Raw genomic sequence first — 15,313 nt, forward strand, 5'->3', positions numbered from 1 at the left:
CCTCCTAGTAATTAGTTTTTGATTTTTTATTATTTAATATCTCTCTTATATTTAATGTAAAAGCTATTAAAAAATTAATTATAATAAAAAAAGAAAAAATTATATTAATTCCAAAAATTTTTTTATTTATAATTTTATACTTAACTTCACTCCAAAACAAAATTAACCAAACAATTGGAATAAAAATAGAGTTTAAAAATATTAATATTCCTCTCAAATAATAACCGCTTTGGAATTGAAACAATCCAGGAATTAAATACTCTATAATTTTATTTTTCTTTGTAGCTCTTTTATCACTATATTCATATGAAAATTTACCTAGTAACTCTTCTGAACATTTTTTGCAATAAAAAGCCTTATTTGGATCTCTAGTTATTATATCTAATTCTTTTCCGCATCTTACACATTTTGCCAATTTCATCACCCTAATATTTTATAGTAAATTTATTATATTTTTCTCCATAATACTCTTCTTCAACTAATTTGTCAACTTCCGACATTGAATTTCCAGCTATTATTTTATTTTTAAATTGTTTATATTCAATTTCATTTTCATTAGAAATAATTATTTCAACATCGCCATTAAATAAATTTTTTACATACCCTTTTGCTCCATATTCACTTGCTAATATTTCTGTAAAGTATCTAAAACCTACTCCTTGAACTCTGCCTTTCACAATTAATCTTTTCATAATTATATTTCCTCTAATCCAATATCAATTCTGTCAATTGACAAACATTTTCCTGTTTTACTATTAAATGTAACATCTATTCCATTAAATCTAATATTATCATTACAAACTTCAAATCTTGTTGGAAGATAATTCATAAATTTACCTATTATCTTTTCTTTTTTACTTCCAATCACTCCATCAAATCCACCAGTCATACCTATATCACTTATATATCCAGTTCCTTTATGCAAAATCCTATTATCTGCTGTCATTACATGTGTATGCGTCCCAAATACAAGTGAAGCCCTCCCATCTAAAAACCATCCTAATGCCATTTTTTCAGACGTTGCCTCTGCATGAAAATCTACTACAACTACATCTGATTTCGACATTACTTCTTCTATCACTTGTTCAACTATTTTAAAAGGAGAATCAAGTTCTGGCATAAATACTCTTCCTTGTAAATTTATGACACCAATTTTTTTACCATTTTTTGTATTTAATATTATATATCCTCTTCCTGGTACATTATCAATACCATAATTTAAAGGTCTTATTATTCTAATTTCTTTATCTAATACAGGGTATATCTCTTTTTTATCCCAAGTATGATTTCCTCCAGTTATTAAATCTACTCCCATATCATATAATTCATCTGTTATTTTTTTTGTAATTCCAAATCCACCTGCTGAATTTTCTCCGTTTACAATTACAAAATCATATTCTTCCTCATGTTTTTCCATATACTTTTTTAAAGCTAATCTCCCTGGTTTACCTATAATATCTCCTACAACTAAAATTCTCATTTGTTCTCCTTCCTATATTTTAAAGAATATTTCAAAAATAAATTTTCCATATTTTGTTTTTTAATCGTCCTTAAGATGTTTAAATAAATAAAAAAATAAGCTACGCTTCATCTCGTAAAACATAAATATTTTTCTAAAAGATTTAAAAAAAGACGGCTAAAAAGCCGTCCCTCTATTTAGCGTATTCTATTGATCTAGTTTCTCTAACTATCATAACTTTTATTTGTCCTGGATATTGCATATTTTCTTCTATTTTTTTAGCAACATCTCTTGACAATTTTATAGCTCTATCATCATTAATTTCATCAGGTTTAACTATTATTCTTATTTCTCTACCAGCTTGTATTGCAAATGTAGTCTCAACTCCTTCAAAACTATTTGCAATTTTTTCAAGTCCTTCAAGTCTTTTTAAATATGTTTCTAAAGTTTCTCTTCTTGCTCCTGGTCTAGAAGCTGATACTGCATCTGCCGCTTGTACTAATACAGCTTCTACACTTTCAAATTCTTCTTCACCATGATGTGCTGCTACTGCATTTAATATTTGTGGTTTCTCTTTGAATTTTCTTAAGAAATCTTTTCCTATTAATGCATGAGAACCTTCTATATCGTGATCTAAAGCTTTACCTATATCATGTAACAGCCCAGCTCTTTTAGCTAATTCTACATCTGCTCCTATTTCAGAAGCTAATGTACCTGCTAAATGTCCTACCTCTATTGAATGAACAAGTACATTTTGACCATAACTTGTTCTATATCTTAATCTACCTAATACTTTTATCACTTCTGGATGTACTGAATGTATTCCTAATTCCAATACTGCTTGTTCTCCAGCTTCTATAATAGCTAATCCTACTTCTTCTTTAGCTTTTTCTATAGATTCTTCTATTTTTGCAGGATGAATTCTGCCATCTGCTACAAGTTTTTCCATAGCAATCTTAGCTATTTCTCTTCTTACAGAATCAAAACTAGATAATACAACTGCTTCTGGTGTATCATCAATTATTACATCTACACCTGTCAAAGCCTCTATAGTTCTTATATTTCTTCCTTCTCTTCCTATTATTCTACCTTTCATTTCATCATTTGGTAATTGAACTACTGACACTGTTGTTTCTACAACATAATCAGAAGCTGCTTTCCCTATTGCAGTAGATAATATTTTTTTAGATAATTTTTCTTTTTCAAATTCAATTTTTTTCTCATATTCTTTTATGGCTAATGCCGATTCATGATCTAATTCATTTTGTAACTCACTTAATAAAATATCTTTAGCTTCATCTTTAGTTAATCCAGATATTCTTTCTAATTCTTCCTCTTCTTTTACCTTTAATGATTCAATTTCTTCCTCTTTTTTTATAAGAGTTAATTTCTTCTTTTCAATATTTTCTTCTTTTTCCTCAATTTTTGCGATTTTATTATCTAATTGTTCCTCTTTTTTTATAAGTCTTCTTTCTTTTATTTGAAGTTCTCCATTTGCCAATTTTATTTCTTTTTCAGCTTCTTCTTTTATTTTATAAGACTCATCTTTTGCTTTAATTATTGCTTCTTTTTTTATCGTACCTGCCTCTTTTTTTGAATCTTCAATTATTATTTTTGCTTTATCTTTTGCAGAGTTTATCTCTTTTTCTATCTCTTCAAGCTCTCCTAATTTTGCATCTACTACTTTTTTTCTTAGAAGATAGCCAATTACTCCTCCTAAACCTGCTGCTAAAACAGATGCCACAACTATAGCTACATAAATAATTTAAATCACCTCCTATATTTTATATTAAGTACAATTGTATAACTTTTATTAGAATTTGTCAATATAATAATTATTTTTTAGATTTATTTCACTATTTAAATAGATTATTTTAAATATTAACATTTTTTTTGTTATATTATATACTCTAATTTTTGATACTATATTTTTCTTCTTATATAAAATTTCTCCAGTAATATTATCTCTTAATATATTTTGATAATTATATATTAAAAAACTATCTCCTATTTCTAAATAATCAGAAAATCTGTTTTCTGCATAAATATATTTATCATCTTTTTTTAATATTTTTATCCCTTTTCTATATTTTTTTTCTTTTTGATAATATTTTTTCAATTCTTTTTGAACTTCCTTATTATCTATTATATATTTTGCTATATTATATATTCCATTAATATCATTTGTATCTTTATATATTCTAAATAAACTTAAATATATCTTTTGAGATTTATTTAAATTTAAAGCTTTTTTTAAATTTATTTTTGCTAATTTAAAATTATTATTATCTGCAAATATTAGACCAAGTCTATAATAATATTGATAATTGGCTGGAAATATTTCTATTGCCTTTTTTAAATTTAAAATTGCATTTTCTACCTTTCCACTCTTTAACATCTCAATTGAATTGAAAAATAGTTTATCTGCTTCTTTTCTCAATATTGAAATTTTTTCTATATATTCACTATTACCATATTTATTTAAAATTAAATTAATCTTTTTATTTTTAAATAAAAATTCTAAAAAATCTTTTTTATATACAGATTTTTCATCTAATTTTTCATATATTTCAATTGATTTTTTAATATCATTTTGAGAAATAAAAAAATATAAAAGTTTAGATTTTATACTCTCATCTCCGTTAGTTTTCAAATCTTCAAATTTTTCAGTTCTATCTTTTTTCTCACTGTTTATATACTCTATTTCATAAAGTAATTCCATTGCTTTATAATATTCAGGAAATTTTTTCAATACTTTTTTTAATAAAAATTCTGATTTTTTATACTCTTTATTTTTATAATAATTTTTTGCAAGATTATAATTCTTATAAATATTTTTATTTTCAGTTCCATTACTAAATACTGAAATTAATATAAAGAATAATATAAAAAAACTTTTTTTATTGATTTTTTTTAAAAAAATTAATGAATCATTCTTTTGAAAAATATGAACAAATCTACAGATTTTCTTAACCAATTTCAACAAATTTATTTTTTTAATATACTTAAGAAACATCGTGAAGTTCTTCCTCTATTATATTTTTTTTATCATTTGGTAAAGGTTGCTCTAATATTTTTTTTAATATTTCTTTGCCTTTTTCAATATTTCCCTTTACTAAATATAAAAGTGCCATTTTATATTTAGTTTCCGTATATTCTGCTTCTAGTCTTTCATATAATTTCTCTTCTTCATCTTTTAACTCTTCTTCACTTAACTCTTTTAAATAGTTTTTATAATATCCTGAATTATATGGTTCTTTTTCAGATGCAATTAAAAAATTTGTTTTACTTTTTTCTATTTCTCCTAATTTATTATAAACTTTCCCCAAATAATTATATAAAGCTGATGTTCTAAATCCATTATCATGAGCCATAACAAAATATTTTTTTGCTAATTTATACTCTTTTTTATAATAATAAATAGCTCCTAATAAATAGTTAGCATAATTATTTGTTGGTTCTATCTCTACTACTTTTTTCCAACATTTTATCGACTCATCCATTTCCCCTTGTTTATAAGCAATTTCTCCTAAATTATAGTAAACTGCAGGATTTTCCCACCCTAATTCTATAATTTTTTTATAATATTTTTCTGCTTCATCTAAAATCTTAGCTTGTGTATACATCTGTGCCAAAAGATATAGAATTGAAGTATCTTCTGGAACTAATTTATTTGCCTTTTTAAAATTATTAATTGCTTCTGCTGTCATTCCCTGAAAAGAATAACATATCCCTATTTTCTTTAGTAATTCTGAGCCTATTTTACTTTCGTCTTCATAGAACATATATAGTTCATAATTTTTAATAGCTTCGTCATATAGTCCTTCTTTTTCATAAAAGTCTCCTAATTTAAGAGCTCTCTCTTTTTTTCCTTCTTTTTTATTTTCATCTAATTCCTCTTTAATTATTATCATTATAAACACCCCTATTTTAGGATTAGAATTTTTTTAAAGCCTCATCTTCTGATTTGTATATCTCAAAAATTTCATTTAACCCAACCATTTCAAATATTGTTGCAATATGAGAATTAAGATTTATAATTTTTATATCTCCTCCTGCATCTCTAACTTCTCTAACTCTTCCTCTTAAAATCCCCATTGCAAGACTATTAATATGAACTAATCCCTCAAAATCAATTATAAAATTATTTTTTCCAGCCTTACTGAATTCAATTAATTTATCTTTTAACTTTGGGGCAACTAAAGCATCTAATTCACCTATTACTCTTACTATAACAACACCATTTTTCTCTTCTGTTTTTAATTCGAAATTTGCTAACATACTATTCTCTCCTCTCTATTTACCTTTTTTAATATTTTTATTTTTGTTCCTTGCTCTTTTCTTGAAATTGCAAAATCATCTACAATCCCCTTTACAATATTTAATCCTAACCCTCCCTCTTCCTTACTTATTTTATTTTCTAAAAATCCTTGTCCATAATCTTCAACTATCATAGTAAAAATATTTTCTTTTATTTTCAAAACTATATTAATAGTTCCAAATTCTTTCTCATTTTCATATGCATGTTCTATTGCATTTGTAGATAATTCATCGGCAACAGACACTAACTGTACCTTATCTAACTTTGAAACCATTTCTACTTCTAAAAAAGTTCTAATAACACTTCTAATAATAACTAAATTCTTATAAAGCGATCCTACCCCTATTTCCAATTCCCCTTCCTTCATTTTTTCACCCTCTTTCTTTAAAATTGATTAATTTCCAACCATTTTTTTCAAATTTAAAATATAAATCAAAATAATATGTTTCATCATAAAAATTTATCAGTAGTAGTATTTTTGCATTTTTTTTATAAAATTTTATTTTCCCTTTGTATATTTTTGAACTGCTCAAATCATACTTTTTAACTATATTAAATTTTAATACATTCAGTAGGCTTTTGTCAATATGTTTTTCGATATTTTTATATTCATTTTTAGATAATAATTTAACCATATCTTCAATTATAACTTTAAGTTCTTTTTTATTCTTAACTCTTTCTTCCAATTTCAGTTCTAATTTTCTAATTTCCTTATTATTTACAGAGTTTTTTTCTTTAATAATATTCAAATCTACTTTTGCTTCTTCTAGTTTCCACAATTCATAATTTTTATAAAAATTTTTTTCTTCTGGAATATTTTCTTTTATTTTCAAAAAACTGCATCCAGATAATATTATTGTTAGTAAAATTATTAGAAATTTTAATTTTTTCATCTATAATCTCCTTGCGTTTATAATATTACTTGATATTCTAGCATTTTCAAAATCAGGGCTAACACATAAGTCAGCCCCTACTACTTTTCATAATATACAAGAAAAAATAGCATAACTTTTTTCTGTATCAACTTATACTTTCCTAGTAAACTAAAAAAGCAAGAGTATTACCCTTGCTTTAATATATTGCTCCTAATATCATATAGTTGCTCTAAAAACTCTGCAATCACATAATCATCTGAATATTTTTCATAAGTCTTGATCATCTCTTCTATCTCTTTTACCATTAGCATTTCTATCCCCTCCTTGGAATATAATATCATCCTTGATACTATATTTATCGAAAGGAACCATATTAAACTTTAGAATTTTTTTTCTTTAATAAATATATTCCAACTGTAATCATTATTAAACTCGCAACATGAGGTGCACGAAGCCCTAAAATTTCTAAATCATCAGCTCTAAATATAGTAACAATAGAACGAATAACACCATATTCTATTAAATATATAAAAAACAAACTTCCTTTTGCCAATTTTTTCTTTCTAAATATAAACCAAATTGATAAAAAAGCTAAAAAATTTAATATCATTTCATATACCATTACTGGATGCGTCGGAATATTTGGAAATTCATTTCCTGCTGGTGTCCCAACTGGAAATGTTATACCCCATGGAACTAAATTTTTTAATCCTTGATGCATTCCTTTTAAATATTCTGCCCACCATTGATTGAAATCATTTCCTAGCATTATATTTAAAGGAGCAAACGTAGGTACTCCATGTGCATCTCCATTCATCAAATTACCAATTCTACCTATAGATTGTCCTAGTATAACTGGTGCAGCTGCAATATCCCCTAAAGTCCAAATATTGATTTTTTTAACTTTAGCAAATATCATTGTTCCAATTATTCCACCTATTATTCCACCATGAATTGCCATCCCACCATGCCAAACCGCTATGATTTCTGCAGGATGTGCAAAATAATAATGTGACTCTAACAATACATAATATAATCTTCCACCTAATAATCCTGATATCATTGCAACAAAAACATAATCTTCAATTAAATTTGTATCTATATTTAATCTTTTAGCTTCTTTTTTTGCTAAATATAGTCCTAAAAAAAATGCAATTGCATACATCAAACCATAATATCTTATCTCGAAAATTCCAAACTTCAAAAAAACTGGATGCATTAATCCTTCACCTTCTTTAATATATTTTTTTCAATCTCATCTACACTATATTTTCCTAATGAAAACCATTCTATTTCAGCATCTCGTTTAAACCAAGTAAATTGTCTTTTCGCATATCTTCTGCTATCTCTTTTTATTAATTCTTTTGCTGTTTCTATATCTATTTTCTTATCAAAATAGTCTGATAATTCTTTATATCCTATTGCCTGAATTGCTGTTATTCCATTTCTATAATTATCATATAAAAATTTAGCTTCTTTTTCTAATCCGTCATTAAACATTTTGTCTACACGTAAATTTATTCTATTATACAACTCTTCTCTATTTCTTTCAAGTCCAAATTTATAAAAATTATAGTTATTTCTTTTATAATTCCTTTTGGAAACTTCACTAAATTTTTCACCAGTTAATTTACACACTTCCAAAGCTCTAATTACTCTTTTTCTATTATTCAAATGGATATTCTCTGTTGCAGCTATATCCAAATTTTTTAGCATCTCATATAACTCTTCATTTGAAAATTTATTAAGTTCTTCTCTTAATTCTATATTTTCTTTTGGCAAATCAGAAAATCCATCTGTTATAGCTCTTATATATAACCCTGTCCCCCCTACTAACAATACAGTTTTATCCTCTTTTTCTAATTTTTCAAGCAATAAATTTACATCTTTTTCATATTTTCCAACGCTATATTTTTCATCTGGCTCTACAATATCTAACATATAATGCGTTATACCTTGCATTTCGGCTTTTTTAATTTTTGCCGTTCCAATATTCATATGTTTATACACTTGCATAGAATCAGCTGATATTATAACTGCATTTAGTTTTTTAGCCAGCTTTATAGATAGCTCTGTCTTTCCTACTCCTGTAGGCCCACATATAACAATCCCTTTCATAATAAGCTCCTGCTACTCTACAAAATCAAATTCTATATTTTCTATTTTAATTACATCTCCATCTTTTACTCCAAAATTTCTTAATTTATTTTCTAGCCCTTTTTCTTTTAGCATATGTAAAAATTGTACAATAGCCTCTTCTGAATTTAATACAAATCTATTTAATAAAGAATCCACTACTCTTCCACTAACTTCATAAAATCCTTCATCTATTTTATTAATATCCCATTCTGGTTGTTCCATTCCTCTTTCAACTAATAGTTCAGAAACATCTTTTTCTTCTTCTATTTGTTCTCTCGGAATTGTTTGCAATATATCATAAGTTCTATAAATAACTTCTTTTAACCCTTTGTTTAATAAAACAGATACTGGATATATTTCAATATTTTTTTCTTCCAAATATTTTTTTAATGCATTAAAATTCTCATCATTATATGCCAAATCCATTTTATTAGCTAATACAATTTGCTTTTTATTTGATAACTTTTCACTATAATTTTCTAATTCTAAATTTATTTTTTCATAATCGTCAATTGGGTCTCTTCCTTCTGTTCCTGATACATCAATTAAATGATAAATGATTTTACATCTTTCAATATGTCTTAAAAATTTATCACCAAGTCCAACTCCTTGATGAGCTCCTTCCACAAGACCTGGAATATCTGCCACTACAAAACTTTTAGTATCTTCTACTCTCACAACTCCTAATTTAGGATTTAAAGTAGTAAAATGATAATTTGCGACCTTTGATTTAGATGCAGAAACTTTATTTATAAGACTTGATTTTCCAACATTTGGATATCCAACAAGTGCTACATCTGCTAATAATTTTAATTCCAGTTTTATTTTTATCTCTTTACCTTTTCTTCCTATTTCTGCTATTTTAGGAGCTCTTCTTGTAGAAGTTTTAAAATGAATATTTCCTCTTCCGCCTCTTCCACCTTTTAAAAACACTCTCTCAACATTTTCTTCACTTAAATCCATTAAAAGCTCATTAGTTTCATAATCTCTTAACATTGTTCCAACAGGAACTTTTATTATTAAATCTTCTCCCCATTTTCCATACATTCTCTTTTTTTGACCATTTTCACCATTTCCAGCTACATATTTCTTTCTATATTTAAAATCTATTAATGTATTTATATTCGAATCTGCTACAAAAATTATATCTCCACCACGTCCACCATCTCCACCACTTGGTCCACCAAATTGTATATATTTTTCTCTTCTAAATGCAGCAGAACCATCTCCACCTTTTCCACTTTTTAACGTTACTACCGCTTCATCTATAAACATCTTTTGCCCTCCATTTTGTATTGCAATATTAATCAAGCATCCCATAATAATTTAAGCCTTTTTATAACAAAATATAAAAAATTTATTTTTTAAACTCTTTCTAAAAAATAGCATATCTTCTTTTTGAATAAATTTATACTTTCATATCAAATAAAAAAATAAGCTACGCTTCATCTCGTAAAACATAAATATTTTTCTAAATTTTTGGTTTCTAAAAAATTTTGCCTTGAAAAATCGCACATTTCAAAAAAATAGCGTAGCTTATTTTCTGAATAAATTTATACTTTCCTAACCAATTAAAAAATAGCCCAGCATAATGCTGGGCTAAAAAATTATAGTTCTGAGTAAACACTAACTTTCTTTTTTGATTTTCCAAATCTTTCATATTTTACATATCCATCAATCAATGCAAAAACAGTATGATCTTTTCCTAATCCTACATTATTACCTGGATGAATTTTAGTTCCTCTTTGTCTGATTAGTATATTCCCAGCTTTTACTAATTCACCACCATATTTTTTTATTCCTAAATATTTGGCATTACTATCTCTTCCATTTCTACTACTTCCAACCCCTTTTTTATGGGCGAATAGTTGTAAGTTTATGTTAAAATTTAGCACTGTTATCCCTCCTTTTCAATAATCTTTAAGTTTTTGGGATAGATTTTTTCTATTTCTTTGAGCATAATATACATACTTTCTAAAATAGCATTTAACTCCCGATTTTTTTCACTAATTTTACAATTTTTCAAATCTAATTTTAAAAAACCATCTCTATTTCCAACTTTTGGATTTAATTTTAGGTAACCTAATATACCAACAACTGCTTGTTGCATTGCAGTGGAAACAGCAGAACATACAATATCTTTTCCATACTCTTCAAAATTAGCATGTCCATTCCCAGAAAAACCTGTGATTTCTCCATTTTTTCTGTAGATTGTAACCTTAATCATTACGCTTGAATATTTTTTATTTCAAGCTCTGTATAAGGTTGTCTATGTCCTTTTTTCTTATGAAAACCTGTTTTTGGTTTGTATTTGAAATTAATAACCTTTTTTCCCTTACCGTGTTCTATTACAGAAGCCACTACTTTTGCTCCTTCTACAAATGGAGTTCCTACTTTTACATCTCCTTCATTTGAAACTAATAACACATCTGTTAATTCCACTTCGGCATCAACATCGTAAGGCAGCTTTTCAACTCTTAACTTTTGGCCTTCTTTGACCTTATATTGTTTCCCACCAGTTTTAATTATAGCATACATTAAAACTTCACCTCCTAATTATTTCTCGCCACAAAAGGTGCTACCTACCTTTCTTGTGTGCGGTACAACGTTGCCATTTTAACATAATCATTAATAAAAGTCAATCTCATTTTTTTAGTTAAAAAAATAGGATTTGCCATCGGCAAATCCCTACGGAATCATACGTGTTCAATTCTATAAATGAAATAAATTTGCTTAGAATTTTTTATAGCGTATAATATAAAAAATTAAATATTATATAAATGAATGACTACCATTTATATAAATAGTCATTAAACTATAAATAAGATTGCCGCATATAGCAGCAATCTTATTCTATTTTATATAATGATTAGACCTCCAAAAATGGTTTTCTAAAATCATACAATTAATTTATTATATTAAGTCTTCAAAAGTAGTATTGGCTAATTTTTTCTTAATAACATTTGCGACAATCTTTTTTACAACGCCTTCATGTTCACTTTTCATTGTTTTTGTAGCTGTAGCTAAAGCACGAATATCATACTGACTTGCATAAATTTCAGGAACTTTTTTCTCAAGATTCAAGAAACTATATACAGCCATAATAGCAGAACGTACTGAATATTCTACTGTAAATACACAATCGTTTTTTATTTCGCAATATTGACCTAAAAAGGCTAGATTAACGCTCCCTTCTGGTATAACTTCTGGTCTGTCACCTTTAACTCTCGGCATAAACTGACTTGTAATATAAGGCATCATCGCAGGAATAACAATACATTCATCAATATATTCTTGCATATCATTTTTGTCAATACCAAAATGATATAATAATTCTTGTAATAATTCCCTACCAGAACATTCGCTCATCTTTTTATCAATAAAATCCCCTTTGTTATCAGGAAACAGTGCATAAGCCCACGCCACTGTAGCATCAGCAGGTTGATTCTTAAACTGCGGTTGCCTGTTTACAGTTACACTTAATAACCAGTTAGAATCTTTTACTGTAATAATACCACCTGTAGCAGTTTTATTAGGAAGAAATTCTCGTTCCGCAAAACTTTCTAAAAGTTTACGCATTTTCGTACCTTTTGCAGTAATAGTATATGACTCCCATTTTGTTTTATCTATGTCACTACAGAAAACTTCTGGATTACCAAAAGATTTGTCTTTTTTTGCAATTTTTTTCCACAAACTCCAAACTGCTCCTTCACTTTTATCTAAAATTGGTGCATTTTCCATATCTCCAAGTGTAGAATTTTCTGTCATAGACCCATTAGTAAAAAATACGAAATCATCAGATGTTGTCTTTATAACTTCTTCACTATTCTCCTTATTTATATGTATTCCTGTTACAGTTTTTTTATTATCAGAAAAATCAATATCTAAATCAGTAACTATAGTATTAAATACAAAATTTACTCCTTTTGATTCTAATAATTTTTTCAATGGAAGTATCAAAGAATCATATTGATTGTACTTAGTAAATAATAAGTCTCTCATTGTACTCATACCAGGCATTAAATGGATAAAACGTTGCATATACCGTTTCATTTCTACAACACTATGCCACGTCTCAAAAGCAAACATACTCCTCCAATAAAGCCACATATCTGTATCTAAAAATGATTTATCAAAATATTCTTCAACTGTTTTTGCACCAAGATCTTCTTCTTTTGTAAGCAATAATTTAGTTAACTCTTTTGTGTGCTTTTCCTTTAAACCTAAATCTGTTTTACGATGTTTTTCTCCTCTGTTAAAAATAACTCTAACATTAGAAAAATTTGGATCGTTCTCATTTATTTCTCTAAATTCATCTAAAACAGTACGACCTTCTTCTTCGATAGATGGTACCCCCGAATATAAGTCCCATAAACATTCGTAATGTGCTTCCATCTCTCTTCCACCACGTGCAATAAATCCATTTTCAGGATTTCCAGCACCATCCATTGCTCCACCAGATATTCCATCTTGCTCAAAAATAGTTATTTGATTCCCTTCCATATGTCCATCACGCATTAAATATTCTGCGGCCGCCAATGATCCTATTCCTGCTCCAATCAAAAATGCTCTTTTCTTTTCAATTCCCTTAGGCTTGCGAGTATTAATTCTTTGATAATTATTCATGATGTACCCCCTTTTTTAATTTTTTCATAATCCAACTCTAAATTATACTCTATAGTTTACACTATCGTCAATAATTTTTTTGAAATAGATACTTTTAAATTAATATAATGAGTACTTATATATATTTTTTTATTTTTTTTATTTATGAAATTTTTGACAAATCAGAAATAAATTTATCCACCATTTCTTCTTTAGTTGCCCAAGAAGTTACAAGTCTAATTGTAGAACTATTATTATCTATTTTTTCCCATATATGAAATCCATATTTATCCCCTATTTTTTCTATTACTTTATTGGAAAATATCGGAAAAATTTGATTTGTTGTTGACTCACTTAAAAATTTATATCCTAATTTTTTAATTTCAACACTTAATTTTTTTGCCATTAAATTTGCATGAGTAGCTAATTCAAAATACAGTTCATCTTTAAACAGTTCTAAAAATTGTATTCCAATTATTCTGCCTTTTGCTAATAAAGCTCCTCTTTGTTTTAGATAATATCTAAAATCTTTTTTTAATTCACTATTTATAATTACTAAAGCTTCTCCTAAAAGAGCTCCATTTTTCGTTCCACCAATATAAAAAACATCCACTAAATTAGATATCTCCTCTAAAGTTAAATCACTTTCTTCTGAGCATAATCCTGCTCCTAATCTAGCTCCATCTAAATAAAGGTATAAATTGTTATTTTTACAAAAATTTGATATTTTTTCTAATTCTTTCTTTTTATATATAGTTCCAATTTCTGTAGAGTTTGATATAAATACCATTTTTGGTTTTACCATATGTTCATCGATATGTAAATCTAAAACTGATTTTATTAAGTCAACTGTAATTTTACCATCACTACTTTTTACTGTATTTACTTTATGGCCTGTTGCTTCTATTGCTCCTGTTTCATGTACTGATATATGACCAGTTTCTAAGGCTATTACTGATTCATATGATCTTAACATTGACGAAATAGCAATTAAATTGGTTTGTGTACCCCCTGAAAGAAAATGTATATCTAATTCTTTATTATTCATTTTATTTTTTAACAGTTGTTTTGCTTTTTCTGAATATTCATCATTTCCATATCCATTTTGTTGCTCAAAGTTAGTGTCTATAAGAGCTTTTAAAATTCTTTCATGAGCACCTTCACTGTAATCATCTTTAAAATTATATACTTTTTTTTCATTTGTAATATTTGTCATTAGTTCCTCCTCGAAGTAAAATTTTATGTTTTAGGAACGTTTAAAAAATAAGTTTCTCATTTTTTGTTATAAAAACGCTTAAAGAACATTTAAAAAGTAATTTTATATATTTTATTATAAAAACGCTTGAATCGTTGCGTATTTTATAATAAAATGATAAGGTTGTTTTTAAATCGTTCCTAAACCATTGCGTATTTTAAAACAAAATCGGAAGGTTATTTTTAAGCCGTTCCTTAGTTATTATTTTTTTATTTTCTTCATAAATTCTTTAGAATTCACTATAAATCTTGTATGATTTCCTATCCCTATTTTTCCATCTTCATCGCTAACCGTTAATTTAAACTTTAATTTTTTTCCATCAATTTCTATTAATTCTGATATACATTCAACTTTTTTAGCTACCAAAGTTGCTTTTATATGTTTTATATCTACTGCAATCCCTACTGTTGTTTCTCCTTCTTCTAATAATGGATTTACACATTCTTCTGATGTATATTCCATAAATGCTATCATTGATGGAGTAGAATATACTTTCAATACTCCTGATCCCACTTTATCTGCTAATTCCTCTCTTTTTACTTCTCTTTTACATTTTTTTATTAATCCTATTTTTAATTCTTCCATTTTTCTCCCTTCTTTGCAATAAATTAAGCCATTTTTCCAACCATCTCACCACAGGAAGTTAGAAATTAAACTCA

The 15,313-nt window shown here is 26.8% G+C and carries 19 protein-coding genes; all 19 read right to left on the bottom strand.

The window, feature by feature from the left end; all coding sequences use genetic code 11:
- Positions 1-4: 4 nt before the first annotated feature.
- Positions 5-415 (bottom strand): hypothetical protein, encoded by a 411-nt coding sequence (locus RDY08_RS08035; RefSeq protein WP_307903855.1) that lies wholly within the window; start codon positions 413-415, stop codon positions 5-7.
- Between the two features lie 10 nt (positions 416-425).
- Entirely contained in the window at positions 426-692 is a 267-nt protein-coding gene (locus RDY08_RS08040; protein WP_307903856.1) for an acylphosphatase, read from the bottom strand.
- Positions 693-694: 2 nt separating this feature from the next.
- Complete coding sequence (locus RDY08_RS08045; RefSeq protein ID WP_307903857.1) at positions 695-1,480, bottom strand: TIGR00282 family metallophosphoesterase; 786 nt, start codon at positions 1,478-1,480, stop codon at positions 695-697.
- Positions 1,481-1,652: 172 nt separating this feature from the next.
- Positions 1,653-3,203: a ribonuclease Y gene (rny, locus tag RDY08_RS08050; RefSeq protein ID WP_307903858.1), complete on the bottom strand. Its 1,551-nt coding sequence runs from the start codon at positions 3,201-3,203 to the stop codon at positions 1,653-1,655.
- A 69-nt stretch (positions 3,204-3,272) separates the two neighbouring features.
- A complete protein-coding gene (locus tag RDY08_RS08055; protein ID WP_307903859.1) occupies positions 3,273-4,475 on the bottom strand; it encodes a tetratricopeptide repeat protein in 1,203 nt (400 codons plus the stop codon).
- Positions 4,465-5,373, bottom strand: a complete 909-nt coding sequence (locus tag RDY08_RS08060) for a tetratricopeptide repeat protein (RefSeq protein WP_307903860.1) — start codon at positions 5,371-5,373, stop codon at positions 4,465-4,467. The genes RDY08_RS08055 and RDY08_RS08060 overlap by 11 nt, the downstream gene beginning before the upstream one ends.
- A gap of 22 nt (positions 5,374-5,395) precedes the next feature.
- Positions 5,396-5,740: an STAS domain-containing protein gene (locus RDY08_RS08065; RefSeq protein ID WP_307903861.1), complete on the bottom strand. Its 345-nt coding sequence runs from the start codon at positions 5,738-5,740 to the stop codon at positions 5,396-5,398.
- Positions 5,734-6,147 (bottom strand): ATP-binding protein, encoded by a 414-nt coding sequence (locus RDY08_RS08070; protein ID WP_307903862.1) that lies wholly within the window; start codon positions 6,145-6,147, stop codon positions 5,734-5,736. Before RDY08_RS08070 ends, RDY08_RS08065 begins: the two co-directional genes overlap by 7 nt.
- 4 nt (positions 6,148-6,151) lie before the next feature.
- Positions 6,152-6,673 carry a hypothetical protein gene (locus RDY08_RS08075; RefSeq protein ID WP_307903863.1) on the bottom strand — a complete coding sequence of 174 codons (522 nt, stop codon included), beginning with the start codon at positions 6,671-6,673 and terminating at the stop codon, positions 6,152-6,154.
- Positions 6,674-6,840: 167 nt separating this feature from the next.
- On the bottom strand, positions 6,841-6,966 hold the full coding sequence (locus RDY08_RS08080) for a hypothetical protein (RefSeq protein WP_307903864.1): 126 nt from the start codon (positions 6,964-6,966) through the stop codon (positions 6,841-6,843).
- A gap of 62 nt (positions 6,967-7,028) precedes the next feature.
- Positions 7,029-7,874, bottom strand: a complete 846-nt coding sequence (gene lgt, locus RDY08_RS08085; RefSeq protein ID WP_307903865.1) for a prolipoprotein diacylglyceryl transferase — start codon at positions 7,872-7,874, stop codon at positions 7,029-7,031.
- Positions 7,874-8,773 carry a tRNA (adenosine(37)-N6)-dimethylallyltransferase MiaA gene (gene miaA, locus RDY08_RS08090; RefSeq protein WP_307903866.1) on the bottom strand — a complete coding sequence of 300 codons (900 nt, stop codon included), beginning with the start codon at positions 8,771-8,773 and terminating at the stop codon, positions 7,874-7,876. The genes lgt and miaA overlap by 1 nt, the downstream gene beginning before the upstream one ends.
- Before the next feature lie 12 nt (positions 8,774-8,785).
- Positions 8,786-10,069, bottom strand: coding sequence for a GTPase ObgE (obgE, locus tag RDY08_RS08095; protein ID WP_307903867.1), 1,284 nt, complete (start codon positions 10,067-10,069; stop codon positions 8,786-8,788).
- Between the two features lie 332 nt (positions 10,070-10,401).
- A complete protein-coding gene (gene rpmA, locus RDY08_RS08100) occupies positions 10,402-10,689 on the bottom strand; it encodes a 50S ribosomal protein L27 (protein WP_307903868.1) in 288 nt (95 codons plus the stop codon).
- Positions 10,690-10,691: 2 nt separating this feature from the next.
- A complete protein-coding gene (locus RDY08_RS08105; RefSeq protein ID WP_307903869.1) occupies positions 10,692-11,021 on the bottom strand; it encodes a ribosomal-processing cysteine protease Prp in 330 nt (109 codons plus the stop codon).
- Complete coding sequence (gene rplU, locus RDY08_RS08110) at positions 11,021-11,332, bottom strand: 50S ribosomal protein L21 (RefSeq protein ID WP_307903870.1); 312 nt, start codon at positions 11,330-11,332, stop codon at positions 11,021-11,023. The genes RDY08_RS08105 and rplU overlap by 1 nt, the downstream gene beginning before the upstream one ends.
- Before the next feature lie 375 nt (positions 11,333-11,707).
- The gene (locus tag RDY08_RS08115) at positions 11,708-13,420 is read right to left on the bottom strand and encodes an oleate hydratase (protein ID WP_307903871.1); all 1,713 of its coding nucleotides are present in this window, start codon (positions 13,418-13,420) and stop codon (positions 11,708-11,710) included.
- Positions 13,421-13,562: 142 nt separating this feature from the next.
- Entirely contained in the window at positions 13,563-14,615 is a 1,053-nt protein-coding gene (locus RDY08_RS08120) for a threonine aldolase family protein (protein WP_307903872.1), read from the bottom strand.
- Positions 14,616-14,855: 240 nt separating this feature from the next.
- A complete protein-coding gene (locus RDY08_RS08125; protein WP_307903873.1) occupies positions 14,856-15,239 on the bottom strand; it encodes a thioesterase family protein in 384 nt (127 codons plus the stop codon).
- Positions 15,240-15,313 lie beyond the last annotated feature (74 nt).

Source organism: Haliovirga abyssi (genome assembly GCF_030295325.1).
Classification (GTDB): domain Bacteria; phylum Fusobacteriota; class Fusobacteriia; order Fusobacteriales; family Haliovirgaceae; genus Haliovirga; species Haliovirga abyssi.

Bases quoted from the DNA above. Each gene is read 5' to 3' on its own strand.
- RDY08_RS08040 (WP_307903856.1), bottom strand. From the start codon at position 692: ATGAAAAGATTAATTGTGAAAGGCAGAGTTCAAGGAGTAGGTTTTAGA.
- RDY08_RS08045 (WP_307903857.1), bottom strand. From the start codon at position 1,480: ATGAGAATTTTAGTTGTAGGAGATATTATAGGTAAACCAGGGAGATTA.
- RDY08_RS08055 (WP_307903859.1), bottom strand. From the start codon at position 4,475: ATGTTTCTTAAGTATATTAAAAAAATAAATTTGTTGAAATTGGTTAAG.
- RDY08_RS08060 (WP_307903860.1), bottom strand. From the start codon at position 5,373: ATGATAATAATTAAAGAGGAATTAGATGAAAATAAAAAAGAAGGAAAA.
- RDY08_RS08065 (WP_307903861.1), bottom strand. From the start codon at position 5,740: ATGTTAGCAAATTTCGAATTAAAAACAGAAGAGAAAAATGGTGTTGTT.
- RDY08_RS08070 (WP_307903862.1), bottom strand. From the start codon at position 6,147: ATGAAGGAAGGGGAATTGGAAATAGGGGTAGGATCGCTTTATAAGAAT.
- RDY08_RS08075 (WP_307903863.1), bottom strand. From the start codon at position 6,673: ATGAAAAAATTAAAATTTCTAATAATTTTACTAACAATAATATTATCT.
- RDY08_RS08080 (WP_307903864.1), bottom strand. From the start codon at position 6,966: ATGCTAATGGTAAAAGAGATAGAAGAGATGATCAAGACTTATGAAAAA.
- lgt (WP_307903865.1), bottom strand. From the start codon at position 7,874: ATGCATCCAGTTTTTTTGAAGTTTGGAATTTTCGAGATAAGATATTAT.
- miaA (WP_307903866.1), bottom strand. From the start codon at position 8,773: ATGAAAGGGATTGTTATATGTGGGCCTACAGGAGTAGGAAAGACAGAG.
- obgE (WP_307903867.1), bottom strand. From the start codon at position 10,069: ATGTTTATAGATGAAGCGGTAGTAACGTTAAAAAGTGGAAAAGGTGGA.
- RDY08_RS08105 (WP_307903869.1), bottom strand. From the start codon at position 11,021: ATGATTAAGGTTACAATCTACAGAAAAAATGGAGAAATCACAGGTTTT.
- rplU (WP_307903870.1), bottom strand. From the start codon at position 11,332: ATGTATGCTATAATTAAAACTGGTGGGAAACAATATAAGGTCAAAGAA.
- RDY08_RS08115 (WP_307903871.1), bottom strand. From the start codon at position 13,420: ATGAATAATTATCAAAGAATTAATACTCGCAAGCCTAAGGGAATTGAA.
- RDY08_RS08120 (WP_307903872.1), bottom strand. From the start codon at position 14,615: ATGACAAATATTACAAATGAAAAAAAAGTATATAATTTTAAAGATGAT.
- RDY08_RS08125 (WP_307903873.1), bottom strand. From the start codon at position 15,239: ATGGAAGAATTAAAAATAGGATTAATAAAAAAATGTAAAAGAGAAGTA.